The sequence below is a fragment of the Novosphingobium sp. AAP93 genome, from assembly GCF_001296055.1.
Lineage (GTDB): Bacteria > Pseudomonadota > Alphaproteobacteria > Sphingomonadales > Sphingomonadaceae > Novosphingobium.
In genome coordinates, this window is sequence record NZ_LJHZ01000087.1 from 1 (window position 1) to 24,613 (window position 24,613).

Annotated in this window: 25 protein-coding genes; 10 read left to right on the top strand and 15 right to left on the bottom strand. The window is 65.7% G+C overall.

From position 1 onward, the window contains the following. Nucleotides 1-67: 67 nt before the first annotated feature. The 4 genes from IP83_RS13420 to IP83_RS13435 are packed head-to-tail and all read right to left on the bottom strand — an operon-like array spanning nt 68 to nt 5,643. Nucleotides 68-1,495, bottom strand: a complete 1,428-nt coding sequence (locus IP83_RS13420) for a cytochrome P450 (protein ID WP_054122736.1) — start codon at nt 1,493-1,495, stop codon at nt 68-70. Nucleotides 1,496-1,553: 58 nt separating this feature from the next. Beyond that, nucleotides 1,554-2,567: a ferrochelatase gene (gene hemH, locus IP83_RS13425; RefSeq protein WP_054122737.1), complete on the bottom strand. Its 1,014-nt coding sequence runs from the start codon at nt 2,565-2,567 to the stop codon at nt 1,554-1,556. An 8-nt stretch (nt 2,568-2,575) separates the two neighbouring features. After that, on the bottom strand, nt 2,576-4,876 hold the full coding sequence (locus tag IP83_RS13430; protein WP_054122738.1) for a xanthine dehydrogenase family protein molybdopterin-binding subunit: 2,301 nt from the start codon (nt 4,874-4,876) through the stop codon (nt 2,576-2,578). Further along, on the bottom strand, nt 4,873-5,643 hold the full coding sequence (locus IP83_RS13435) for an Mrp/NBP35 family ATP-binding protein (RefSeq protein ID WP_231625051.1): 771 nt from the start codon (nt 5,641-5,643) through the stop codon (nt 4,873-4,875). Before IP83_RS13435 ends, IP83_RS13430 begins: the two co-directional genes overlap by 4 nt. A 388-nt stretch (nt 5,644-6,031) precedes the next feature. On the opposite strand from IP83_RS13435, the gene hflK reads away from it, so the two are divergent. The 3 genes from hflK to IP83_RS13450 all read left to right on the top strand — a co-directional run bounded on the left by hflK (nt 6,032) and on the right by IP83_RS13450 (nt 9,717). After that, entirely contained in the window at nt 6,032-7,174 is a 1,143-nt protein-coding gene (gene hflK, locus IP83_RS13440; RefSeq protein ID WP_231625047.1) for an FtsH protease activity modulator HflK, read from the top strand. Between the two features lies 1 nt (nt 7,175). Then, on the top strand, nt 7,176-8,033 hold the full coding sequence (gene hflC / locus IP83_RS13445; RefSeq protein WP_054122740.1) for a protease modulator HflC: 858 nt from the start codon (nt 7,176-7,178) through the stop codon (nt 8,031-8,033). Between the two features lie 121 nt (nt 8,034-8,154). Further along, nucleotides 8,155-9,717, top strand: a complete 1,563-nt coding sequence (locus tag IP83_RS13450; protein ID WP_171955399.1) for a Do family serine endopeptidase — start codon at nt 8,155-8,157, stop codon at nt 9,715-9,717. A gap of 63 nt (nt 9,718-9,780) precedes the next feature. Here the strand turns inward: IP83_RS13450 and IP83_RS13455 are convergent, their stop codons facing one another. Together IP83_RS13455 and IP83_RS13460 are read right to left on the bottom strand one after the other, a co-directional pair. Further along, nucleotides 9,781-10,155 (bottom strand): limonene-1,2-epoxide hydrolase family protein, encoded by a 375-nt coding sequence (locus IP83_RS13455; protein ID WP_054122741.1) that lies wholly within the window; start codon nt 10,153-10,155, stop codon nt 9,781-9,783. A 77-nt stretch (nt 10,156-10,232) separates the two neighbouring features. Further along, on the bottom strand, nt 10,233-11,075 hold the full coding sequence (locus IP83_RS13460) for a helix-turn-helix domain-containing protein (RefSeq protein ID WP_054122742.1): 843 nt from the start codon (nt 11,073-11,075) through the stop codon (nt 10,233-10,235). Nucleotides 11,076-11,183: 108 nt separating this feature from the next. Here IP83_RS13460 and IP83_RS13465 point away from each other — a divergent pair, with 108 nt between their 5' ends. Beyond that, nucleotides 11,184-11,609: a hypothetical protein gene (locus IP83_RS13465; protein ID WP_054122743.1), complete on the top strand. Its 426-nt coding sequence runs from the start codon at nt 11,184-11,186 to the stop codon at nt 11,607-11,609. 6 nt (nt 11,610-11,615) lie between these two features. On the opposite strand, the gene IP83_RS13470 is transcribed toward IP83_RS13465, so the two are convergent. From IP83_RS13470 to IP83_RS13495, 6 genes are all read right to left on the bottom strand, one after another. Next, nucleotides 11,616-13,742: a transglycosylase domain-containing protein gene (locus IP83_RS13470; RefSeq protein ID WP_054122744.1), complete on the bottom strand. Its 2,127-nt coding sequence runs from the start codon at nt 13,740-13,742 to the stop codon at nt 11,616-11,618. Nucleotides 13,743-13,891: 149 nt separating this feature from the next. Further along, on the bottom strand, nt 13,892-14,290 hold the full coding sequence (gene msrB / locus IP83_RS13475; RefSeq protein ID WP_054122745.1) for a peptide-methionine (R)-S-oxide reductase MsrB: 399 nt from the start codon (nt 14,288-14,290) through the stop codon (nt 13,892-13,894). 73 nt (nt 14,291-14,363) lie between these two features. Next, on the bottom strand, nt 14,364-14,813 hold the full coding sequence (locus tag IP83_RS13480) for an NfeD family protein (protein ID WP_054122746.1): 450 nt from the start codon (nt 14,811-14,813) through the stop codon (nt 14,364-14,366). A 4-nt stretch (nt 14,814-14,817) separates the two neighbouring features. Continuing rightward, the gene (locus IP83_RS13485) at nt 14,818-15,828 is read right to left on the bottom strand and encodes an SPFH domain-containing protein (protein ID WP_054122747.1); all 1,011 of its coding nucleotides are present in this window, start codon (nt 15,826-15,828) and stop codon (nt 14,818-14,820) included. Nucleotides 15,829-15,862: 34 nt separating this feature from the next. Continuing rightward, a complete protein-coding gene (locus IP83_RS13490) occupies nt 15,863-16,552 on the bottom strand; it encodes a hypothetical protein (RefSeq protein WP_231625048.1) in 690 nt (229 codons plus the stop codon). Nucleotides 16,553-16,703: 151 nt separating this feature from the next. Beyond that, entirely contained in the window at nt 16,704-17,054 is a 351-nt protein-coding gene (locus IP83_RS13495; RefSeq protein ID WP_054122749.1) for a hypothetical protein, read from the bottom strand. Nucleotides 17,055-17,260: 206 nt separating this feature from the next. Between IP83_RS13495 and IP83_RS13500 the strand changes: the two genes are divergently transcribed. Beyond that, entirely contained in the window at nt 17,261-17,761 is a 501-nt protein-coding gene (locus tag IP83_RS13500) for a helix-turn-helix domain-containing protein (RefSeq protein ID WP_054122750.1), read from the top strand. A gap of 135 nt (nt 17,762-17,896) precedes the next feature. Here IP83_RS13500 and IP83_RS13505 read toward each other — a convergent pair whose 3' ends face one another. Next, nucleotides 17,897-18,232, bottom strand: a complete 336-nt coding sequence (locus IP83_RS13505) for a UrcA family protein (protein WP_054122751.1) — start codon at nt 18,230-18,232, stop codon at nt 17,897-17,899. Nucleotides 18,233-18,495: 263 nt separating this feature from the next. Here IP83_RS13505 and IP83_RS13510 point away from each other — a divergent pair, with 263 nt between their 5' ends. The 4 genes from IP83_RS13510 to infA all read left to right on the top strand — a co-directional run bounded on the left by IP83_RS13510 (nt 18,496) and on the right by infA (nt 21,118). Continuing rightward, complete coding sequence (locus IP83_RS13510; RefSeq protein ID WP_054122752.1) at nt 18,496-18,762, top strand: hypothetical protein; 267 nt, start codon at nt 18,496-18,498, stop codon at nt 18,760-18,762. A gap of 10 nt (nt 18,763-18,772) precedes the next feature. Further along, entirely contained in the window at nt 18,773-19,519 is a 747-nt protein-coding gene (locus IP83_RS13515; protein ID WP_082364694.1) for a metallophosphoesterase, read from the top strand. Between the two features lie 447 nt (nt 19,520-19,966). After that, entirely contained in the window at nt 19,967-20,599 is a 633-nt protein-coding gene (locus IP83_RS13520; RefSeq protein WP_197274371.1) for a winged helix-turn-helix domain-containing protein, read from the top strand. 258 nt (nt 20,600-20,857) lie between these two features. Beyond that, nucleotides 20,858-21,118 (top strand): translation initiation factor IF-1, encoded by a 261-nt coding sequence (gene infA / locus IP83_RS13525; RefSeq protein WP_054122754.1) that lies wholly within the window; start codon nt 20,858-20,860, stop codon nt 21,116-21,118. 580 nt (nt 21,119-21,698) lie between these two features. On the opposite strand, the gene IP83_RS19630 is transcribed toward infA, so the two are convergent. Both IP83_RS19630 and IP83_RS13530 read right to left on the bottom strand, forming a co-directional pair. Beyond that, nucleotides 21,699-22,433, bottom strand: coding sequence for a winged helix-turn-helix domain-containing protein (locus tag IP83_RS19630; RefSeq protein ID WP_082364696.1), 735 nt, complete (start codon nt 22,431-22,433; stop codon nt 21,699-21,701). A 443-nt stretch (nt 22,434-22,876) separates the two neighbouring features. Further along, on the bottom strand, nt 22,877-23,491 hold the full coding sequence (locus IP83_RS13530) for a cytochrome c family protein (protein WP_054122789.1): 615 nt from the start codon (nt 23,489-23,491) through the stop codon (nt 22,877-22,879). Between the two features lie 192 nt (nt 23,492-23,683). Between IP83_RS13530 and IP83_RS13535 the strand changes: the two genes are divergently transcribed. After that, the gene (locus IP83_RS13535; RefSeq protein WP_054122755.1) at nt 23,684-24,574 is read left to right on the top strand and encodes a prephenate dehydratase; all 891 of its coding nucleotides are present in this window, start codon (nt 23,684-23,686) and stop codon (nt 24,572-24,574) included. Nucleotides 24,575-24,613 lie beyond the last annotated feature (39 nt).

The window sequence follows — 24,613 nt, forward strand, 5'->3', positions numbered from 1 at the left end:
CCCGCCCGGCCACCCACGAGAGTACCCTGAATGGGTGGCCGGGCGGGGGAGCGGGCTGGTGCCGCCTTCAAATCCGCGTGAACTTCACCGGCAGCCCGTCGCGCGGCTTGGGGATCGGCCAGGGCTGCCACGTCGGCGCATAGCCCGGCGCCACGTCCACCCGGTAGCGGGTGAGGATGTGGTGCACGAGCAGCTTGGTCTGCATCGTCGCGAAGTGCAGGCCAAGGCACATATGCGCCCCGCCGCCGTACGGGATCCACGCATACTTGTGCCGCGCTGCCACGGCCTCGGGCGTGAAGCGCATGGGATCGAACCGCTCGGGCTCGGGCCAGAGCGCCGGATCGGCGTGGACCGCCGAGGCGCTGACATCGACATCGGTGCCGGCGGGAATGCGAAAGCCCCGGAAGGTGAAGTCCTTCAGCGCCCGGCGCGGCGTGGAAGGCACCGGCGGCATGATCCGGAGCGCTTCCTTCATCGCCATCTCGGTCAGTTCCAGCTTGCCCAGCGCATCGAACGCCAGCGGCACGCCGTCGCCCCCCGCCGCCGCGCGGGCTTCGGCGCGCAGCTTGTCCTGCCAGTCCTGATTCTTCGCGAGGTGCCAGATCAGTGTGGTGAACGAACTCGTGATCGTGTCGTGCGCGGCCATCATCAGGAAGATCATGTGATCGACGACGACATCCTCGGGCAGCAGTTCGCCCTGCTCGTCCTTGGCTCCATCATCGCGCCGCGCGAGGGCGAACTGGCTGAACATGTCCTGCCCCGGATTGGCGCGCCGCTCGCGCAGCAGCCCGGTGAAGTACTCCACCATCAGCTTGCGCCCGGCATATCCCCGGCCCATCGCGGTGAACGGCAGCGGCCGCCGGATCGGCGCGACGGCCGCCTGCACCATGTCGACAAAGGCTTTGTTGAGCTTGTCCGCTTCCGGCCCGAACGGCAGGCCGAGGAAGCTCGTCGCTGCCGTCTGCAAGGTGAGCGCCTTGATCGCGGGGTAGAACTTGCGCTCCCCTTCGCCCCAAGCCTCCACACCCGCCGCGATATCGGCGTTGAGCAAGTCGCAGTAATGCCGCATCGGCTCAGGCTTGAACGCGATGGAGAGGGCCTTGCGGTCCGCCCGGTGCGCGGCGAAGTCCATCAGCATGAGCCCGCGCGGGAACAGCAGGTTGAGCACCGGGCCCCACCCCTGTTCGGAGCTGAAGATCTTGTCGCGGTCGAACAGCACGAGTTCGTTCGCATCGGGCCCGATCAGCACGACCTGCCGCCGCCCGAAGCCGCGCGTGCGATAGACGTCGCCGTGCTTCGCCCGCATGCGCCTGGCAAAGCCGATGGGGTCGGCGAGGAGCATGAAGGTCGTGCCGACCAGCGGCCAGCCGTCCTCGCCGGGGATCGAATCGAGTTCGCGTTCGTCCTTCAGGCGGATCCAGTGCGGATTGCCGCGTTCGGACTGCGCGTCATGCGGACGAATGGACCGCGATTGCGGTGCTGCGAGGCTTGCCACGGCTCTGCTCCTGCGAGTGCGATTAACCGGGCGGTTAATGACACACTTGTCAGTTAAGTCAAATCCAGCCGGCAAGTTCCCGCCGCACCAGGGCTTCGAGCATATCCATGCCCGTGTCAGTCGCATTGAGACAGGTGAGCGCCGCGAAATGCGTGCCGCCCGCCGCCTCGAAGTCCTCGCGGCCCCGGATGCCCAGTTCCTCGATGGTTTCGAGGCAATCGGACGAGAATCCGGGTGCGGCGACGACCATGCGGCGAATGCCGTTGGTGGCCTGCACCTTGATCACATCGTCCGTCGCGGGCTCCAGCCACTTGGCGCGGCCGAAGCGCGACTGGAAGCTGGTGGCGAGCTTCAGCTCCGGGTGCGACGTGGCAAACGCCTCGCCCAGCAGGCGCGCGGTCTTCTGGCAATGGCAGTGATAGGGGTCGCCGAGCCGCAATGTCCGCTCGGGCATGCCGTGGAAGCTCAGCACCAGCAGTTCCGGCGCAAAATCGAGCGCTGCGATCTGGGCGGAGAGACTCTGGTGCAACGCGGTGATCATCAACGGATCGTCGAAATAGGGCGGCAGGGTGCGCAGTGCCGGAAGGCGGCGGCGATCCTTGATCCAGTCTGCCACGGCATCAAGCGCACTTGCGGTCGTCGCACCCGAGTACTGCGGATAAAGCGGCGCCACGAGAATGCGCTCACAGCCGTCGGCGAGGAGCTTGTCGAGCTCTGCCGCCATCGCCGGCTTCTGATAGCGCATCGCGTGGCGGACGATCGCGGCCTCGCCCAGCCGGGCCTGCAGCGCGCGCGCCTGTGCGGCGGTGTGGAAGGCAAGCGGCGATCCCTCGTCGGTCCAGACCTGGCTATAGGCGTGGGCGGATTTGCGGGGCCGCGTGCGCAGGACAAGCCCGCGCAGGATCGGCTGCCAGAAAATCTGAGGGATCTCGACAACGCGGCGGTCGGAGAGGAACTCGGCGAGATAGCGGCGCACCGCGCCTTCGTCGGGCGCGTCGGGCGTGCCGAGGTTGACCAGCAGCACTCCGATCTTGCCGGTCAGAATCCGGGGATGGTCGGCAGGTTGGTCCATGGCGCTGATCAGAGGCCTTCAGAAAGCAGGGGGAGACGGCGAAAGCGCAGTCCTGTGGCAGAAAACAGCGCGTTGGCAATGGCAGGCGCGACAGCTGTGGTCGCCAGCTCGCCGGAATCGAACGGTTGCTCGTCCGACTCGGCAAACGCAATATCAACCTTGGGGCAATCGGCAAGCAGCGGCAGGCCCAATTGTGAAAGGCGGCCCGCCGTCGGCAATCCCGCCACATAGGCCGTGCTGCCGCCGATGGCCTGCGCGAGCGCGAAGAGCATCCCGCCTTCGACCTGCTGGCGGGCCACATCGACATTCACGATGCGGCCGATATCGAGCAGCGCGGTGAGCTGGTCGACCCGGATCGCGCCTTCCTCCTGCTGCGCCGTCGCCACCACGGCGATGAAGCCGCTGCGCAGGCCTTCGGGTCCGGCAAGGTCCATGCGGTGGCAGGCGATGCCCTGCCCGGACGCATCCGCCCCGCCGCCCCACATCGCCATGCGCGCCGCCCCGACAAGGCAGGCGGCAAGGCGCGGCTGCCCGGTAAGCATGCCGATGCGGTACGAAAGCGGCTCGGCCCCGCCGAAATGCGCGCACTCGTCGATGAAGCTCTCGGTGAAGAACGCGCCGTAGCCGTGCGCATTGCCGCGATAGCGCGCCGTGGGCAGCGGCAGATAGACGGGCACGTGGTCCACCGCGCGTTCGGGGATCGCATAGAGCGGCATTGCCCCTTCGCAGGCGAGCGGATCGGCGCGATCCTTGGCGGCCGCCTGCGCGTCCATGGCGTCCGCACCATCCAGCAGCCGCGCGCCGGCCTCGATAGCCGTGGCAGGCAGCGCCATGCGCGTGCGCCAGCCGAGCAGCTGGCGCTTGTCCGGGCCGATAGAGGCGGAGAGCAGTGCGGAGACCGGCGTGCGAGGGTAGCCTGCCAGCGCCTCCTCCCAGCGGCTCCACATCAGTTGCACCGGGCGGCCCAGCGCCTTGGCGATCTCCACCGCCTCGACCGCGATCCGCGCATCGAGACGCGCATCGAAGCTGCCGCCAGCGTGCATCGGATAGACCACCACGTTGCGCCGCGAGACGCCCGCCGCCCTGGCCGCCTGCCGCCGCACCAGTTCGGGTGCCTGTGTCGCAAGCCACAACTCGAGCTTGCCCCCGCTGAGCCGCGCGGTCGCGGTCGCGGTTTCCAGCGGGGCATGGAGCGCGGGCTCGATATCATAACGCGCGGTTAGGCTGGGCTTGGCGAGCAGCGGGTCAGGATCGCCTTCCGCCATCAAGCGGGTTGCCGCGCCCTTGCGCAGCGCGGTGTCGATCCGCGCATCGAGCGCGGACGAATCCGCGATCCGCCCCGCCGCATGGAAGCGCGGCTCCATCGCCAGCACCGCCTTGTGTGCGGCATGCCAGGTCTTCGCCGCCGCCGCGACCCAGCGCTTTGATTGCACGACGCCGACGACGCCGGGAACCGCCTCCGCCGCCTTGCGGTCGAAGCTCGACAGCGCCGTATCACCCTGCGGCCCGTGGACAATCGCGGCGTGGACCATGCCCGGCACGCGCACATCGCCCGCATAGACGAAGCTGCCATCGGCCTTGACGGGCAAGTCGAGCCGAGGGTAGCGCGGCCTTGCGCCCTCGGGAAACTGGCCGGGGCGCTCCCTCGGCGGTTCGGCGCGCAGGGCGGGTGGCTCCGGCGGATCGTACGTCACTGCCTCCGGGATGAGCGCGGCGAATGCGAGGCGCTGCTTGCCGTTCACCACGTAATGCCCGGCGGTATCGAGCGTTTCCCAGCCGACATTCCACTGCGCCGCTGCCGCCTGCATCAACATCGCCCGCAGGCCCGCCGCTGCCGCACGCAAGGGCGCCTCGAACGCGGCGAGCGCGGTCCCTTCGGCGGTGATCATCATCGGCTCGCGCTCGGCATGGGTGCGGGCGAGCCAGTCGTCGGGCGTATCGGCCAGCGCGGGCAGGAAGCGCGGCTGCCAGCGCGACTGCCACAGCGGCGCCCAGCGCGCGGCGAGCACCGGATCGCCGTAGATCGGGCTCGGCGGCGTCGGCTCCACCCCGACGCGCTTCCAGTCCGCGCCGAGTTCGACCGCGACGACCTGTGCCAGCAGCGTCGAGATGCCCTGCCCCATCTCGCAGACCGGGACGGCGACACTGATCGCGCCATCCTTGGCGAGGCGGATGAAGCTGTCGAAAACATGTTCGTCCGGTCCGGCGACGAGCGCGCTGGCATAGCGGCGCGGCGAGAGCGCGAAAGCGACGAGCAGCGCGCCTGCGCCCCCCGCGCCGATCAGCAGCCCGCGCCGGGTCAGCCTCATCCCTTCTGCGCGTCCAGCCAGTCGAGCACGCGCTGGGCAATGCCCGCAAAGATCGCCGCTTCGGGGCCGTTCCCGGCGGCAGGCGGCTCACCCGCATCGCTCGACTGGCGGATCGCGAGATTGAGCGGCACGCGGCCGAGGAAGGGCAGGCCCATCGTCTTGGCTGCGGCTTCCGCGCCGCCCTGGCCGAACGGATCGCTGCTTTCGCCGCAATGCGGGCAGACGTAGCCCGACATGTTCTCGACCATGCCGATCAGCGGCACGTCGCCCTGCTCGAACAGGCGGATCGCGCGCGCGGCATCCATCAGCGCAAGGTCCTGCGGGGTCGAGACGATCACCGCGCCCGCCGGCTTGTGCTTCTGGAGCATGGTGAGCTGCACGTCGCCGGTGCCCGGCGGCAAGTCGACGACGAGGATCTCGGCATCGCCCCAATGCGCATCGATCAGCTGGCCGAGCGCATTGCCCGCCATCGGCCCGCGCCACGCGATCGCCTGCCCGGGCTGCACGAGGTGGCCCATCGAGAGCATCGGCACGCCCCACGGGCTTTGCACCGGGTGGATCTTCTGGTTCTCCGCCTCGGGCTTGCGGCCTTCGGTCGCCAGCAGGCGCGGCTGCGAGGGGCCGTAGATATCGGCATCGACCAGCCCGACCTTGCGGCCCAGCTTCGCCATCGCGACGGCGAGGTTGGCGGACAGCGTCGACTTGCCGACGCCGCCCTTGCCCGATCCCACCGCGACAATCCGCCGCGTGACTTTCTCGGCCGTCATCCCCACGCGCACTTCGGCGGCGCCGGCAGCGCGCGCCGCTTCCTTCACCTTGGCCTCAAGCGCATCGCGGCCAGCGCGGTCCAGCCCGCTCACTTCGAGGATGATCGAGGCCGTCTCGCCATCCGCCTTCACCGTCTGCATGCGCGCGCCTGCGGCCATGCGGACGGCCTGTTCCAACGCTGTCTGATCGAGGCTCAATGCCGCTGTCCCGTTCTTGCCCTGTCGGTCGTCCCCTAGAGTCTTTTCCACTCTCGTGGAAGGCGGCACCGGCCCGCAGTGCTTCCGTGGAACGGACGCACACTTCAACCGGCGAATTTTCCCAGTGAGACACTGTTTTTAACCGCAGAGCGTACCTATAGTCCTTCGCATGATTTCTTTCGGTGGACGAATGTCGCGGATCGGTCTGGCCATGGCCGGCAAGAAGAGCCCCTGGGGCGCTGGTGATACGGGGAGCGGAGAGCCTTCAGGCGAACCGGCGGGCGACGGCGGCGATTCCGCGCCCGACAGTCCGCCACCGCCTCCGCGCGGCAATGGCCCGCGCAATCCGTGGTTGCCGCCCTCCTCGGGCGACGGGCGCCGCGGGCAGACCCTTGAAGACCTGTTCAAGCGCCGCGCCGGTGGCGGGGGCGGCGGCAATGGCCCCGGCTTCCGCTTGCCCCAGCGCCCCGGTGGCGGCTCGTGGGTGCCGGTTGCGATCGGCCTTGTCGTGCTGCTCTGGCTTGGTACGACGATGGTCCACCGCGTGTCGCCGCAGGAAAAGGGTATCGTCACCACATTCGGTGCCTATAGCCACACCATCGATTCGGGCGTCTCGCTGACATTGCCCTGGCCGATCCAGGCCGTGACGGTGGAAGACGTCACCTCGATCCGCCGCGATTCCATCCCGGAAGGCGATGGTGAGCGACTGATGCTCACGGGCGACCAAAACCTCGTCGACCTTACCTATCTCGTCCGCTGGAACATCAAGGACCTCAAGCTCTACACCTTCCAGCTCGCGCAGCCGGCGGAGACCGTGAAGGAAGTGGCAGAGGCCGCGATGCGCCAGTCGATTGCCGAAGTGACGCTGAACGACGCGATGGGTTCGGGCCGCGCCGCGATCGAGGCCAATGTGCGCGAGCGGATGCAGCGCGTGCTCGACGCCTATCGCTCGGGCGTGAAGATCCAGGGTGTCGAGATCAAGAAGACCGACCCGCCGGCCAAGGTCGTCGATGCCTTCAAGGAAGTGCTCGCCGCCCAGCAGGACGCGCAGAGCGATATCAACCGCGCCGAAGCCTATGCGCAGCAGATCACCCAGCGCGCGCAGGGTGAGGCGACCGCGTTCGACAAGGTCTACGAGCAGTACAAGCTCGCCCCCGAAGTGACGCGGCGGCGCATGTATTACGACACGATGGAGCGCGTGCTGAGCAAGACCGACAAGGTGATCGTCGAAACGCCGGGGGTCATGTCCTACCTGCCGCTGCCGGGGATCAGGCAGACACCCCCGCCGGCCGATACGACCGTGAACGGGGCCAATGGTGGGGAGCGCCGCTGAGATGGAACAGACCCTGATCCGCCTGTGGCAGGAACAGAAGGCCGCGCTGATTGCGGTCGTCGTCGCCCTCGTCGTGCTGGTGAGCTGCGTCACCGTGGTCGGCGAGCAGGAGCAGGCGGTGATCGTCCGGCTGGGCGAGCCCAACCGCGTCGTCAACCGCTTCCGCCCCAATGCCGATTTCGGCCAGACGGGCGCGGGCATCGTGCTGCGCATCCCCTTCATCGAGCAGGTTGTCCGCATCGACAAGCGCGTGCTCGATGTGCAGATGGACCGCCAGCAGGTGACTTCGGCAGACCAGCGCCGCCTCGAAGTCGATGCCTACGCGCGCTTCCGCGTGATCGATCCGGTCAAGATGTACGAGACCGCCGGGACCGTGGACAAGGTGGCCGAACAGCTCCAGCCGATCCTCAACTCGGTGCTGCGTCAGGAACTGGGCAAGCGCACCTTCGGCTCGCTGCTGACGGCGGACCGCGGGCAGGCGATGGTCAACATCCGCAAGGGGCTCGACAAGGAAGCGCGCGAATATGGCGCGCAAGTGATCGACGTGCGGATCAAGCGGGCGGACCTGCCCGACGGTGCACCGCTCGATTCCGCGTTTACCCGCATGGCCACCGCGCGCCAGCAGGAAGCCGCGACAATCCGCGCCGAGGGCCAGAAGAACGCGCAGATCATCCAGGCGACGGCGGAAGCAACTGCCGCCAAGGTCTATGCGGAGAGCTTCGGCAAGGACCCGGAGTTCTACGACTTCTACCGCGCGATGAAGAGCTACGACTATACCTTCTCGCAGAAGGACAACAGCACCTCGATCGTGCTGTCGCCCGACAACGCTTATCTGCGCCAGTTCAAGGGCGGGAAGTAACCGCACCGGACGCTGGCCGAATATGTTATTCAATCCCGGTTCAGGCGCCGCCATGTGAAAGCTGGGCACGCGGAATCGGGACGGGGACCTGATGCGCGGGCTCCCGCGCACCGCCGCTGAAATGAAGAGGAATTGCCACGTGCGATACGCTTATGGAGTGACTACGGCGCTGCTCCTCGCCGGCAGCGCGCTGACCCTGACGACGGGCTTCCCGGCGGGAGCCCAGGTGGCGCAGAACGAGCCTACCCAGATGCAGTCGGTCGTCCCGCGCGGCGGCGCCCCGGCCAGCTTTGCCGACCTTACCCAGCAGCTCCAGCCGGCAGTGGTCAACATCTCGACCCGCCAGCGTGTGAAGGTGCAGAACAACAATCCGTTTGCCGGAACGCCTTTCGGAGACCTGTTCGGCGGCGGTCAGGGCGGCCAGCCGCAGACGCGCGAGGCGCAGTCGCTGGGTTCGGGCTTCCTCGTCTCGGCGGACGGCTATGTCGTCACCAACAACCATGTGATCACCGCCGAAGGACAGGGCGAGATCGAATCGATCACCGTCACCATGACCGACGGCACCGACTATCCGGCCAAGCTCGTCGGCCGCGACGCTGCCTCAGACCTCGCGGTGCTCAAGATCACCGGACCCAAGCCCTTCCCGTTCGTGAAGTTCGGCGATTCGCGCCACGCCCGCGTGGGGGACTGGATCATTGCCATCGGCAATCCGTTCGGTCTCGGCGGCACGGTGACCAGCGGGATCATTTCGGCGGTCTATCGCAACACCGGCTCGGGCTCGGCCTATGACCGCTATCTGCAGACCGACGCGTCGATCAACCGGGGCAACTCGGGTGGCCCGATGTTCGACATGCAGGGCAACGTCATCGGCATCAACAATGCGATCTTCTCGCCCACCGGCGGCAGCGTCGGCATCGGCTTCGCGATCCCGGCCGAGATCGCCGCCCCCATCGTCGAGAAACTGCGCACCGGTCAGGCGATCGAGCGCGGCTACCTCGGCGTGCGCATCCAGCAGCTGTCCGACGATCTCGCCGCCAGCCTCGGGCTTGCCAAGAACCGCGGCGAGTTCATCCAGTCGGTCGAGCCCGGGCAGGGCGCCGCCAAGGCCGGGATGCAGCCGGGCGACGTGGTCGTGCGCGTCGACGGCAAGGACGTGACGCCGGACCAGACGCTGTCGTTCATCGTCGCCAACACCACGCCCGGCAAGCGCATCCCGATCGATCTTATCCGCAACGGCCAGCGCCTCACGGTGCAAGCCATCGTCGGCAAGCGGCCGAGCGAGGAAGAGCTTGCCCAGCAGACCTTCGATCCCGATGCCCAGCAGGGCGGCGACGACGACGGCTTCGGCGGCAAGGCAAAGCCGAGCAAGCCCGCCGGTCCGGTCGTCCAGCAGGCGCTCGGCATCGCGGCGATCCCGCTGACGCCGCAGATCGCCCGCCAGCTAGGCGCGAGCGAGGACACCAAGGGCGTGGTCATCACCGCTGTCGACGATTCGGCGGACGCGGCGGCCAAGGGCCTCCAGCGCGGCGACATCGTGCTGTCCGCCAACTACAAGCCGGTGGCCAGTGCCGCCGACCTCGAAGCGATCGTGCGGCAGGCCAAGGCCGAGAACCGCGAGGCGGTACTGCTGCGCATCCAGCGTCGCGGCCAGCCGGCGCTCTATCTGCCGATCCGCATCCGCTGATCGTTCTGCAAGATCAGGAAAGGGGCTGGCGGACGCGGGTTCGCCAGCCCTTTTCGTTTGTGCTCAGCCGGTCGGCCATTGCGACAGGATCGTCGCCGCATCGAAATAGTCGCGCCAGTAGGTGATCTTGCCGTCCTGCACTTCGAAGACGCCGGTCACCGGCAGCTCGACCCATTTTTCTGCCAGCCGGTGCCGGTCAAGCCGTTCGAGTATCACTGTAGAACCGGCAGCGAGTTCACGCAGGATAACGAACTGGTTCTCCAGCGTCGGCGCAAAGAACGGTTCCAACACCGCCCGGATCCCGGCGGGGCCGGAGACGGTGCCGATCGGCGGCGGGTTCGTGTACTCGCAGGTATCCGCCGCATATTGCAGCGCTGTGTCGTAATCGAGCGGCTCCATCGCCTTCATGAAGGCCTTGACGGTTTCGAGTGGGGTCATCGGTCCTCTCCCTGTGTCCTGCGCGCCGCAGGAGGGAGAATGGACCGGCTCCCGAATGCTGCCAATTACCTCAGGCGTTATTGCGGCAAGTAAATCGCCGGTTCCGCAGGCAGGGGAAGCGCCCGGAACAGCGCCTCGCTCTCGGCATCGGCGGGGAACAGCGTCTCGATCCGGAGCTCGTCTGTGGTGACGTCCTGCGCGGTGCCGAACGTGGCGATCACTGCGAAGAGCGCGATGCGCTGATCGCCCAGCGCCAGCTTGAAGGGAGCGACCGGCAGCAGGGCGCTGTCCAGCGCCGACCACAGGATCTCGGGCCCCTGGAACGGCGCGAGCTCGTCGAGCACCGCCTGCATGTCCGCCCCGCCCAGCTCATGCGCCTCGCGCGTCGCGCGCTGCCAGAGCAGCGGGCCGACTGCAGGCCAGTTCGTGATCAGCGGGCGAATGCCCTGCGGGTGAAAGAACAGTCGCATCATGTTGCGCTCGCCGCCGCTGTCGGGTCCGCTCACGCGCTCCCAGATATCGGCGCCGAGCATGGCGGTCAGCGCCTCGAACGGCCGGTTGGCGATCAGCACGTTCCACGCCCGGTCGAGCGCCAGCGCGGGATAGGGCTCGTGCGCCGAAAGCATCATCTGCACCGCGCCCATGACTTGCGCCATCTGCGGATCATCAAGCGTGCGCGTGCGGTAGAGCGGCGCAAACCCCGCCGCCGTCAGCCACAAGTTGCGCTCGCGCAGCGGGACTTCGAGCGCCTCGCTCAGCTGCAGGATCATCGCGCGGCTGGGATTGGCCCGCGCGGATTCAAGAAAGCTGATGTGGCGCTGCGAAACGCCCGAGGTCAGCGCAAGGTCCAGCTGAGACCAGCGCCGCTTCTGCCGCCATTCGCGCAGGAGGCGCGGGAATCCGTCGGTGTGCATGTCCATGGCTGGAATGTCGCAGGCAGAAGCCGGTGCATCAATAACCTGTGAGGTAATTGATCGGCCGCAGCCATCTCTGCCACCAAGCCACCCAACAACGAGGAGAGCACCTGCATGAGCCCCTTCTGGCAAGCCTGGTTTCAGTTCTGGCTGGTTTCGATGGTCCTGTTCGCACTGGTTGTCGCAGGCGGCGCTCTGCCCGCGACAGACGCACCGCTGCGCATGGGCCTTGCCCTCACCAGCATGGGACCGCCGGCGGACCTCACGCCTGCCGGCCGGTTCATGATCGGCATCCTCGGCGGCGTGTTTCTCGGCTGGATGGTGATGTTCGGGCTGGTCATGCGTCAGGCGATCGCGATGGGGCGCGCAGGCCAACCGCTGTGGCGCGCCGCCACCATCGGCATGCTGGCGTGGTATGCGCTCGACAGCGCGCTGTCCGTCGCGACCGGCTTCGGGCTCAACCTCGTGCCCAACACACTGACGCTGGGTATGTTCCTCGTCGGCATCGCGGGGAGCAAGGTGCTCGCCCGCGACGCCTGACGGGGATCAGTTCGGCTTTGGCGTGGCCGCAGGCTTCGGCCGGGGCCGCGCCGGATCAGACTGCCTGCCGGTGGCGCGATTGAGGAAATCGTCGCCCGCTGCCGGAGGACCGTCCGGCACGGCAACGCCCTGCTCGCCGCCCGGCACGACCGAATCCCCGGATGGCGCCCGGTTCTGCGCACCCGGTTCGATGATATTGCCATCGGGATCGGCATAGAAATAGCCATCCGGATTGGCCTGCATCACCTCGTCATCGGGTTCCAGCTGCCACAGCGGCAGCTTGAGATCGGTGTCGAACTTCTCGGGCGGGCGCTTGGCGGTGGCGATCTTCATATAGGCGGCGAAAGCGCGCGCCGGTGCGGTGCCGCCCTGCAGGCCGGGCACCGGATGCGCATCATCGCGGCCCATCCACACACCGGTGGTGATCCCGCTCGAGAAGCCGAGGAACCAGCCGTCCTTGTTCGAACTGGTCGTGCCGGTCTTGCCCGCCACCGGCCGTCCGATCTGGGCGGCGCGGCCGGTGCCGATGCTCACGGCGGATTGCAGGAGGTCGGTGATCCCGGCCGCGACGAAGTTCGGCACCAGCTGCTGGGCCGGATCGGGCCGGTGGCTGTAGAGCACTTCGCCTTCGGTAGAGGTGATCTTGCGGATACCATAGGGCGTCACCGCCGTGCCCTTGGCCTGCACCGCCGCAAACGCGCGCACCATGTCGATCACGCGCACGTCGGATGTTCCAAGCACCATCGAAGGCAGCGTATTGATCGGCGTGGTAATGCCGAAACGACGCGCCATCTGCGCGACCGCAGCGAACGTCACTTCATTCCCCAGTTGCGCCGCCACGGTATTCTTCGAATAGGCGAAGGCGCTGCGCACGTCGATCTCGCCGGCGTAAGTCCCGCCCGAATTGCGCGGGCTCCAGCCGTCGATGGTGACGGGTTCGTCCTTGACCTTGGCGTCCGGCGTGTACCCGGCTTCGAGCGCGGCGAGATAGACGAACAGCTTCCACGCCGACCCCGGCTGGCGCACCGCATTGACCGCGCGGTTGTAGTTCGACGTCACGTAGTCGGTGCCGCCGACCATCGCCAGCACCGCCCCGTCGCGGTCGAGGCTGACGAGCGCCCCTTGCGTTCCCTTGGGCACGTTGGCCTGGATCGCATCGGTCGCGGCGCGCTGCGCATTGGGATCGAGCGTGGTCCAGACCTCGATCGGCTGGTCATTGTCCGGCAGCAGCAAGTCGAGCTGCGGCAGCACCCAATCGGTGAAGTAGCGCGCGGAGTTCTGGCCCTGCTCGTCGGCCAGCTTGACCGTCTTGAAATCGGTCGCCGCAGCTTCGGCGGGGGTGATCTTGCCCGCTTCCTGCATCGTCTGCACCACGACCTTGGCACGATCGACCGCAGCGGCGGCATCGGCGGTCGGCGAATAGTGCGAGGGCGCCTTGACAAGCCCCGCGATGATGGCGGCCTCGGCGAGGCTCAGCTGCTCGCCCGAATGGCCGAAGAACTTGCGCGCGGCGGAATCGACCCCATAGGCGCCGCCGCCGAAATAGACCTTGTTGAGATAGAGCTCGAGCACCTGGTCCTTGGTGAACTTCTGCTCGATCGCCATCGCCAGCAGCGCCTCGCGGATTTTGCGATCGAAGGTGCGGCTGTTGTTGAGGAAGATGTTGCGCGCCAGCTGCTGCGTGATCGTCGAGCCGCCCTGCTTCCAGTGCCCGGTCTGGATGCGCACCATGACCGAGCGGACGATGCCGATGGGATCGACCCCCCAGTGATCGCGGAAGCGGCGATCTTCGACCGAGATCATCGCGTCCTTGAGCGTCTGCGGAATGCGCTCGTAGGGCACCCAGCGGCCATAGCTCGGCCCCAAGGTGACGATCTCGGACCCGTCGCTTGCGCGGACCACGATGGTCTGCCCGGTCTGCGTCGATTTCATCCGCTCATAGCTCGGCAGCGAACGCTCGGTCACGAACACCGCCACGGCCAGCGAGATGGCAGCGAGCAGGAATACTGCCCCGGCCCATACAGCAAGGCGGCGCAGCCAGCGGGCGATGAACGACGATTCCTGCGGATCGCGTTGCCGCCGCGAGGACGAACGCTCCGAACCGGAGCGGTTGGGGAAATCCCGTCTGGCCATCAGCTTTGCATCAGCTCCCTCATGCGGCGCGCGCGGTTCCCCTGCCGGGCGCGCCTCCTCGCGGCGCCTGATGCATAGGCGATTCCGAACACAGGGTTAACCCGCGCGATACGAATGCATCGGGGACAAACCTCAGGCCGGCTTTGTCCTCAGTCTTCCGGCGTGAACTCGAGCGCGGCGCTGTTCATGCAATAGCGCAGGCCGGTCGGCCCGGGGCCATCGGGGAAGACGTGGCCGAGGTGCCCATCGCAGCGCGCGCAGCGCACTTCGGTGCGGATCATGCCGTGGCTGGTATCACGGTGCTCGTCGACTGCGTCCGGCTCGACCGGCGCGGTGAAGCTCGGCCAGCCGGAGCCGCTGTCATACTTGGTCGCGCTTTCGAACAGCGGCGCGCCGCAGCCGGCGCAGTGGTACTGCCCGGTCAGCTTGTTCCTCTCGTACTTGCCGGTGAACGCCCGCTCGGTGCCGCCCTGGCGCAGGACCTGGTATTGCTCGGGCGAGAGCCGCGCGCGCCATTCGGCATCGGTCAGGTTCATCTTGTCGGGCATGGGGATATCCTCTGGATCGGTTTCGGCCGCAGCCGCGAATATGGGAAAGCCTCATGCGCCGCGCAAGCGGGCCTCAGTGCAGATGTTCGACGAGCAGCACCGTGCCATCGGCGCCCGTCACGCGCATCCGCGTGCCCGGCTGCGCATCGGGCCCACGCGCGAGCCATTCGGTGTCGCCGTGCCGCACCCGCCCGCTGCCGCCTTCGATCACATGAGTCACGACCACGCTCTGGCCGACGATCTGGCCACCGCGATCATTGAGCATCGGATCGGCACTTTGAACCGGATGGCGCTGCACCCAGCGCCGCGCCGCCGCCAGCGCGAGCGCGCAGAGTACGACGAACAACATGATCTCGGCCTCGAGCCCGATTGCTACGGTGGCTGCGACCAGCCCCGTCAGCAATGCGGCGGCGGCGAGCCAGATCAGGAAATAGCCCGGCGCGACGATCTCGGCGATGGCGAGCGCCACGCCCAGCGCCATCCAGCCCCAATGGAGCCCGAAAAGCTGCATCACTTCGGCCATGGCCTCAGCCCTGCGCCGGCGGGGGCGGAGGCGGTGTCGGCACCACACGCGGGACGCGGGGGCCAGCGGGCGGCGGCGGCGGTCCGCCGGGCTTGCCCACGGCGTCGCTGATCAGATCGCCGATCCCTCCCAGCGCGCCGACCAGCTGCGTCGCCTCGATCGGGAAGAGGATGGTCTTGGCGTTGGGCGAGGTGGCGAACTCCTTCACTGCCTCGACGTATTTCTGCGCGACGAAGTAGTTGAGCGCCTGCGTGCCCGAAGCGGCGATGGCTTCCGAGACGACCGTCGTCGCCCGCGCTTCCGCCTCCGCCGCACGTTCGCGCGCCTCGGCATCGCGGAACGCGGCCTCGCGGCGGCCTTCGGCTTCGAGGATCTGCGCCTGCTTCTCGCCCTCGGCGCGCAGGATTTCCGAGGCGCGCGAGCCTTCGGCCTCAAGAATCTGCGCGCGCTTCTCGCGCTCGGCCTTCATCTGGCGGGCCATGGCGTTTGAGATATCGGCCGGCGGGCGGATATCCTTGATCTCGACGCGCGTGATCTTGACGCCCCACGGCGAGGTCGCGTGATCGACCACCGAGAGCAGACGCGCGTTGATCTCGTCGCGCTTCGACAGCGTCTCGTCGAGGTCCATCGAGCCCATCACCGTGCGCAGGTTCGTCGTCGTCAGCTGCATGATCGCGACATAGAGATTGGAGACCTCGTAGGCCGCCTTGCCCGCGTCGAGCACCTGGAAGAACACCACCGCATCGACGCCGACCATCGCGTTGTCGCGCGTGATGATCTCCTGGCCCGGAATATCGAGCACCTGCTCCATCATGTTGACCTTGTGCCCGACGCGGTCGATGAACGGCACGATGAAATGCAGGCCCGGCTGTGCAGCAAGCGCATATCGCCCCAGCCGCTCGATCGTATAGACATGGCCCTGCCGGACGACGCGGATCCCCGTCGCCAGATAAATGACCGCGAGCCCCACGATCAGGATCAGCACCGCTTCCACGCCCAGCCCTCCCAAAGCCATTTCGCGCCGCGCAACCTACCGCAATCGCAGCGCTTTAGTAGTGCGATTTCGCGTCCGGCGCGGCGAGATCGTAGCAATGCGCGATGTCGTAGTTGTTAACGCCATCGGGGCGGCTTGCGGCTTCCGCGCGCATGGCATCGCGGGCGGCCTCGACCGCCGCATCGGCCTGATCCCCGGTCTTGCCCGCCGCAATCCGGGCATCGCGGGCGCGTGTGGTGAGCACTTGGGCGAGGGTCTGCAAATCGCGAGCGGCGGCGCTGTCCGGCCCCTTGGCGCGCTCCTCCTCCCACGCCAGCGTCAGGATCGCCGCGCATTGCGCAAGGTCCGGCGTCTGCAGCGGCGGCACGGCGGCGTAGAGTCGGGCAAGGCAGGGCTTCACTTCGGCAGCCAGCTCCTTGTCCGGGTCTGCCGCCGCGCGGCGCTGCATGTCCGCCACTTCGGCGACGAGGAGATCGCGCACCGCGGTCTGCGTCATCCCGCCCTGCTCGACCGCACGCGCGCCGACATCGGCAAAGAAGCGCTTGCCGCGCACGGCCATCGGCGGGAGGGCCAACGCGGCGGCACTTCCGCGCGCCTGCTCGGAAGCGGCAATGGCGAAGGCGGCGGCGCAGTGCAGGTCTGCCTTCAGCGCGGCATCGGGCGCGGCAGGCGCCTGCGGTGCGGCCGCGAGCGGGGACGTAACCAGCGCAAGGATCAGCGCGGCGGCGGACAGGAAACGCAGCATCGGCAGCAGCATAGGCGCGGCCCGCAGGCGCGTCAGCCACAAAAAAACGGCTGCGGGCAGTCCAGGGGAACTGTTCCGCAGCCGTGTCAGGGGCGCGCTTTCAGGGTGTGGGTGGAAGGCGCGCGCTGAAGAGACGTGGGATCGGGTTGACTCAGGCCTTGGGCGTGTTGCAGCGAGCCATGTCTTCGGCCGCGAGCTCACCCTTCGGCGTGGCAAACTTGCTGATGGTGCCGACCTTGGCGGCGAGCTTGGTGCACACCACGACCGGACGGGCGGTGTCCTGCCCGGCCGAGCAGGTGTCGCCCGCGCAGTTCCACAGCACATCGCCCAGCATCAGCTTGGCGGGCTTGGCGACCGGCGCGGCGAGCGTCACCGAATAATAGGAATTGGCATCGGCCGCGCGGACCGGCGTGGCGGTGACCGCGAAGCTCGCGGCGGTGCCGACGAGCGCGAGCACGGCCGGAAGGAGCTGGCGAACGGCGCTGTTGCGGATGGCGATCATGATACTTCCCCTTGCGTTCTTGTCTGACAACATGTGCCCGGAAACTGCGGGGTTGGCGGTCCGGTCAGCTGCCGTCTGGCACTGCCCCGGACCGCCGGGTGGAGAGGATGCGATTTCCGTTGCGAATCGATACCTACTTTATTAGGTTTCGAGTTGCAACTAGAAACTTACATTGCCCTGCAGATTGAGGTATGTCACAAAGCGTCATGGGAAAACTTCGCGAAGCCCTCGCCGATCTCGCCGCTTGCGGCCTACCCTGCGCTCTGGAAGCGATGGGGGAACGATGGTCGTTCATGATCCTGAGGGCCGCCTTCAACGGCGTGTGCCACTTCGAGGAGTTCCTCGACGCCCTTGGCATCGCGCGCAACATCCTGTCAAACCGCCTTTCGCGGTTGGTCGAGGCGGGAATCCTCAAGCGCGAGCACTGCGCCGATGATCGCCGCCGCATCGAGTACCGACTGACACCCAAGGGCATGGACCTGCTCCCCGCGATGCTGGCGCTGCGCCAGTGGGGCGAGAAGTGGGAAATGAATGTCCCCGCGAACCCGGTGCTGTGCGATTGCCGCGACGGGATGCCGATCCTTCCGATCACCATCCGCGCGCACGATGATCGCGTGCTCGAGGGTGCGGACCTGATGTGGCGCGAGTGGTCGGATATCGAAGCTGAAAAGGGCAGCACCGCGGCCCATCTGCGCGCCGCCAAGTAAGGTCTTCCAGAAAAGGCGGGCCGCCGCCTGATCGGTCCCGGGGGCAGGGAGTGTCGATCGGGCAGCGACCCTAGAGGTCGGCAGCGGCAGGGACTGGATGGCCGGCTGCGTCACACCTTTCGGTATTCCTTCGGCTCAGCGTGCGGCGACCTTGACGGCGCCGCTGGTCACGCCCCGAGCGGCCATGGCGCGCTGTGCGGACTGGACCGCGTTGCGATAGCAGCGGCGCGATTCCATCGCTTCGCTGAGCGGGTGCGGGCCGTAGCTGGCATCGCAGACCGCCGCAGCGGCGTGGCGCAGGCGAGCGTCGAGTTTCGACTGGCCATCGGCCGTCGAGAGATCGAGGTCCGCATACTGGACCATCCGCTGCTGCACGACGAGGTCGGGATTGGCCGCAGTCTGAGCCAAAGCAGGCTGGGCAGCAAACACCAGGCCGACGAGGCCAGTTGCGATCAGGGCGTTCTTGAACATGGCAGTTTCCTTCAGCTCGGGTTGCAGATTTTCGTGTCGAGCGGTGGCTGGCTGGCCGGTCCATCTGGGGAGCCGCGCCACCGCCGCATGCCTATTCTGCTAAGTGATTCTGGTGAGGTCTGCGCGGCAGGCTCGACCGGGCCGCCCATCTTGCCGACAAACCGCCAGCCCGCCCGACCAACGACTGATGCGGCTCCACGAGCGACAGGCAAGCCGCCGGGCGGCGTGACAGCGGGCGCCCACAACCCTATTCTTGATGGTGCATGGCGATTCTGATCATCTTCCTGCTCGGCGTCGGAAACTTTGCGCTGCACCGGGCGATCATGGAGTCGGGCCATCCCCTGCTTGATCAGTTGCCGTGGTTCTATCACGCGCTGAGCAGCCGCCTGTCGCTCGTCGTGGAGTTCCTGATGCTCGTGGCTGGACTGCTGCTCGCTTCCGAAGGAATTGCGTGGGGGGCGCTGGGCTATCTCGCCTACAGCCTGCTCAACGCGATTTCGGCTTGGCTAATCCTCTCCGGACGGGTGTAAAGCGCGCCGCATGATCCGCCTGTTCCACATCAGCGATGTCCACTACGGGCTTGAAGACAAGGCCGCGCTGGAGTGGGTGGCGGATTGCGTTGCGCGCGAGCGGCCCGACGCGGTCGCCATCACCGGCGATCTCACCATGCGCGCGCGGCACCGCGAGTTTGCCGCTGCGGCGGAGTGGATCCGGCGACTCGGCGTGCCGGTGACGGTCGAGGTGGGCAATCATGACTTGCCTTATTTCAACCTCGCCGAACGCTTCCTCGATCCCTACCGCCGCTACCGCTGGCTACAGGGGGCGGTGAACCACGGCATCGCCTTGCCCGGCTTCGCGATCGTGCCGCTCAAGACCACGGCGCGCGCGCAGTTGCGGCTGAACTGGTCGAAGGGGCGGGTCGGACCGAGCAGCCTTGCCGCATGCCTCGCGGCCATTGATGCGCTTCCGCCCGGAATCCGCGCGCTCGTCGCCTGCCATCACCCGCTGGTGGAGACCGGCACGCGCGGCAAGGCGCTGACGCGTGGTGGCACCCGCGCGCTCGCGGCACTGGCCCAGCGCCGCGTGCTGGCGGTGCTGTCCGGCCATGTCCACGATGCCTTCGATATCCAGCACCCGACCGAGCATGGCCCGGTGCGCATGATCGGCGCCGGCACCCTCTCGCAGCGCCTGCGCGCGACTCCCGCTGGCTTCAACGAGCTGATCATCGACGATAGCGGCCTGCGCGTACGGCTGCGCCACAAGGCGGAAGACGATTTCGCGTCCTAGATTTATAATTAAAGTTATAGCTTTTTTGATATCCAATTTGATTGGATTGCAACCGCGACTCTTCATCGCCAACCGCCGAAGATTTTACTTCCGCAGTCCGGTAGCACTGAAAAACAGAATTTTTTGCGGCCACAGACATATTTGGGCATTAACCTCTGATATGGCTGCAAGTCCAACCTTGTAATGTTTATCTTACGTCCAAGAGAGCCGCTGCCTGCAGCGGATTGGCTCCGCCAACCCCTACAGACCGGAAAGCGCCATGGAACAATCCATCCACTATGGACGTATATGAGTCCCTATAGCTCGAATGGGGAATGGCCCATGCATCAGACCGGGAATCCGGTTGCCGCGCTCATGCCGTTGGAGGCGCTCTTGTCCACTATCGCCTCCCCTTCCGATGATCGGCACTTTATGCACGCCATCCCCGGCCAAATCCGCTATCTTTCGATGAACGATCTGCACCGCGATGCGCGGGATGCGTGGCTGCTCGGCGCATTTCCCACGCTGGAGCAGCATACCTTCGTCGATCTTGAAACCCGGTTCCTCTCGATTGCCGAGCAGGACTACGAAACCCTGATCATCGGCGGCAACGACCCGGTGCGCGCGGCGCGCTTCCTGCGCATCAACCGACCCATTCTTGCCCGCAAGGTGAAGGTCGCGCTGATGCATGGCAGTCTCGCCAGCAAGCGCGCCAAGGCGCTGAACGCAGGCTTCGACGACGTGTTCGACAGCGCGCGGATGAGCCCCGAAGAAGCCGCCGCCCGTTGCGCCGCGATCCTTTCACGCTACCGCGCCGCAGCGAATCAGGCCCGGGCCGAGCAGGAACTGGCCAGTTCGCTCGAGCGCATTGCGCACCTGCATCTGCTCGGGAAGCGCGAGCGGCAATTGCTCACGCTGCTCGCCACCCGCCTGGGCGAGCCGGTGTCGCACTACAAGCTGCGCACCGAACTGAGCAACGGCAACGACGAGATGTCGTACAATTATCTCAAGGTGCTCGCCTCGAACCTTCGGGCCAAGCTCAAGTTGCCCTATGTCCTCGTGCCAGGCGGACAAGGTTCGTACAAGATCACGAGCCTGTAGAACGCCTTGGCAGGAATAATGCCGGGGAGTTATTGACTTCCCGGCACATTCCACCCATATCAATTGTGCTAACGTCGCCTGCGACGGATTTTCCCGCACCGGATCTGTGTTCCGGGCCGAATTTTCCCCTCTCACGCCACCAGCACCGGTTGCACTTTCTGCAGCCGCGTATCCTGCATTTGTGAAAGGGGCCCGATGCCCGACTTCAGTATCCGCCTTCCCGCCATAGCTCCCGCCCGCCACAAGGCGCACTGAGCCATGGCCAAGGAAGACCTCATCACTCTCGACGGCCAGATCGACGAGATCCTGCCCGACGGCCGCTTTGGTGTGATGCTTGAGAACGAGCATCGCATCATCGCCTACACCGCGGGCAAGATGCGCAAGTTCCGCATCCGCTCGATCGTGGGGGACCGCGTGAAGGTGGAAATGACGCCTTACGACCTGTCCAAGGGCCGCATCGTCTTCCGCGAGAAAGTCGCCGGCGGCGGCGCTGGTGGAGCCATGCGCAAGCGGCGCTGACGCCGCGCGCTCCGGCGCCACCATTACGACATCAGACCGTCACAACCAGCGCGCAGACTGCGTCTGCCGCGTGAGGGTCGCTATTCCCGAAATCGGCGCAATGACCGCGCCAAGGATTGCCATGACACCGAATTTCAACACCCAGCATACGCTTGCCAACAAGCCCGGCAGCCTTCCGGGCCAACAGGGCTCTGCCCCGGACCGCGCGGCAGCACCCGGTCGACGCACCTCGCCCTTGCTGACTGCACGCGAGCTACGCGCCCTCGTGTCCCGCATGGTCGACTGATTCGGGCCGCGCATCATCAGCCCTGCCCTCGGCCAACATTGCTTTTTCGACCTGGGTCAAGCGCAATGCATAGGTTCCGCTTGGATCATTCGAGGTGACGTAGCGCACCCTTATCCATGCCTCGCGTTTCCGCCAGTTGCGGCCGCGCTGGATCGGACAGCCGCAATAGCGACAGATGCTTTCAGTTCTTCTGGGCGATCCTGAGGCCTGCTGAGCGCCAGATATCCGTATCCGTGCGTGTCCAAATAATAAACACCTGACGCTTCCGAGAATTTTCATCATTGCGATGGCCTATTATTGTTGTTCATTAATGCTAGTTCTAACAAGCATATAACCAAATCCTGATATCGATCTGATCGACAAGCTGCTTTCGAGTTTTTTCCGCAGATTAGATATCTGGACTTTGAGGTTATCGCGCGAAATTATATCATTTCCTCTACTTGCTGCAAAAGTCAGCTTTGCATACGAAACAGGATTCCCAATCCTCTCGTACAAAACCATTAGAATTTGAACTTCCTGAGGACTAACCTTTTGGTGATTAGTTAGAACTTTTATTAATTCTGATCGTGCACGATATAAATCTTCCTGCGCGGCAGCGAGACGATACCGACGACACACAGCGGCGATCCGGATAATGGCCTCATCTCGACTGGTCCGGACAAGGTCGAAGACATCATCAAATCCGGCGCCCAACACGCGAGCACGGCGTGCTGGATCCGATTGGTCCATCAGGGCAAACGTCATCCGGCGCGCAAGTGCAACTCCGTTCGACCTGCCAAATTTCGCGATGCGTCCGGCATCGTTTACGCCCACTATCAAGACGTCATACCGACCTCTTGCGAGCGAGACCGCATAGGTATCTTGAGAGATCAGATCATAAACTTCGACCTGCTCAAATATGCCTTTTACCCATTCGAGGCGTGATTCTGAACAATGATCTCGCGACGTAAGATAGCGAACAGATAAATTCGGAACTATTTCACAGATTGAGCGAAAAAGCTCTGCATCATACGCAGACACTGATTCCATGACGCCCGAACCTTTAAACTTTCATCATCTTCCGCACAAACAGCTCATGACATATATCAAAATTCCTGTTGTGATTATTCTCACCTAAATATTAAGCTATATTTACTTTTATGTCCAAAAAATAAGATTTGGAAATTATTTGATCATTATTTGTTCCGATATCTTGCCGGTGAGAGTCACAGAGATACTGAAACCTACTTATTGCAGAACCTTAACTCTTGAAATTTCTATCCTTCTGAATTTATCTTTTGAAGACAGGTGTAATTACTTAGCGAGCGGCATCTCACGGAAATGATTCTCAGCTGTCCTGGTGCAGCCCGAACCCCTCGCGCGCGCAAAAAAAGGGGGGCGAATCACTCTCGCCCCCCTTTCCGGTTATAGTACCGCGCCAGACCTGCAGCCCCTGCCATCCGGCCGGGCATGCATGCTTAGCGCGTTCGCGCTTACTTGGCGGCTTCGCTCGCTTCCGCGCTGGCATCGGCAGCCGGTGCGCTGGCATCAGCCGCGGGTGCGGCAGCCGCAGCCTCGGCAGCGGGAAGCGGCAGGTTGCTGCCCTGGGCGTTGAGGTACAGGATCACATCGGCGCGCTGCATCGGATCGCTGATGCCCGCAAACGACATCTTGGTTCCGGTGGCGAACTTGGCGGGCGAGGTCAGCCATTCATCAAGGCTGGCGAAGTCCCAATTGCCGCCCTTGGCCTTGAGCGCATCGGAATAGGCAAAACCGGGATGCGCGGCCTTGGCTGCACCGACCACGCCCCACAGGTTCGGGCCAATGCCGTTCGCACCGCCCTGCGCGGCCACGTGGCAGGCCTTGCACTTGGCGAAGATCGCTTCGCCCTTGGCCACTTCGGCCTTGGCCATGCGCATGCCGATCGGTTCAGCCGCCGCGGCGCCTTCGCCGCCTTCAGCCTCGACGCCCTCGATCGCATAGCCCATCTTTTCCGGACGGTTTTCCTTGTCGGCCAGGAAGTAGTGGCCCGAAAGGCTCGAAAGCCCCAGCGCAACGATGCCGCCGAACAAGGTCCAACCGGCAATGGTATTGAAACGATCGTCCATTCCGAGCCCCATATGGAGTGTGCGCGGACCCGCGTGCCCGCGCGAAATTTCGCCGCCGCTCTAGTCACGCCCCCGCGCCCGCGCAAGAGTGATTGCAATAGGTTGACCGATTAGAAACGCTTAGACGCATTGGCTTTGCCACTGCGAAAGCGCCTTGCCCGTCTTGGTCCGGGGGCTTAAGCGCCTCGGTCCATGGCCAGTTACCCAGCCCCCGCCGCCCGCCTCGTTGCCGAAATGACCACGGCCGCTGCCGCCGATCCGGCGCGCGCGGTCGCCTTTCAGGGCGCACCCGGCGCGAATTCGCACCGCGCCGCGCTCGAAGCGCTGCCGCATTGCCTGCCACTGCCGTGCTTCTCGTTCGAGGATGCGCTGGAAGCGGTGAAGGATGGCCGCGCGGGGCAGGCAATCATCCCCATCGAAAACTCGCAGCACGGCCGCGTGGCGGATATCCACTTCCTGCTGCCCGAAAGCGGCCTGTCGATCGTCGGCGAGCACTTCATGGCGATCCATGCCTGTCTGATGGGCCTCGGCACCGGACCCTTCACCAGCGCCTACAGCCACCCGCAGGCACTCGGCCAATCACGCCATTACCTGCGCGAGCGGGGCATCGTGCCGATGTCCTACGCGGATACCGCTGGCGCTGCCGCCTATGTCGCCGAACTGGGTGATCCCGCCGCCGCCGCCCTCGCGCCGCGCATCGCTGCCGAACTCTATGGCCTCACCCTCGTCGAGGAAAACGTCGAGGACGCGCACGACAACATGACGCGCTTCGTGACATTGGCGCGCGAGCCGCTTGAACTCAGGACGATCACCGGCCCCGCGATCACCACCTTCATCTTCGAAGTGCGCAACATTCCCGCCGCGCTCTACAAGGCGCTCGGCGGCTTTGCGACCAACGGGGTCAACATGACCAAGCTGGAGAGCTATCAGCGCGGCGCGAGCTTTGCCGCGACGGCCTTCTTTGCCGATATCGTCGGCGCTCCCGGGGAACCGGCGGTCGACCGCGCGCTGGAGGAGCTCACCTTCTTCGCCAAGGACCTGCGCATCCTCGGCACCTATCCGCTGGAACGCGCGCGGGGCTGACCTCTCGGGCACCAAACCGGCGCGATAATCGCTTGCTCC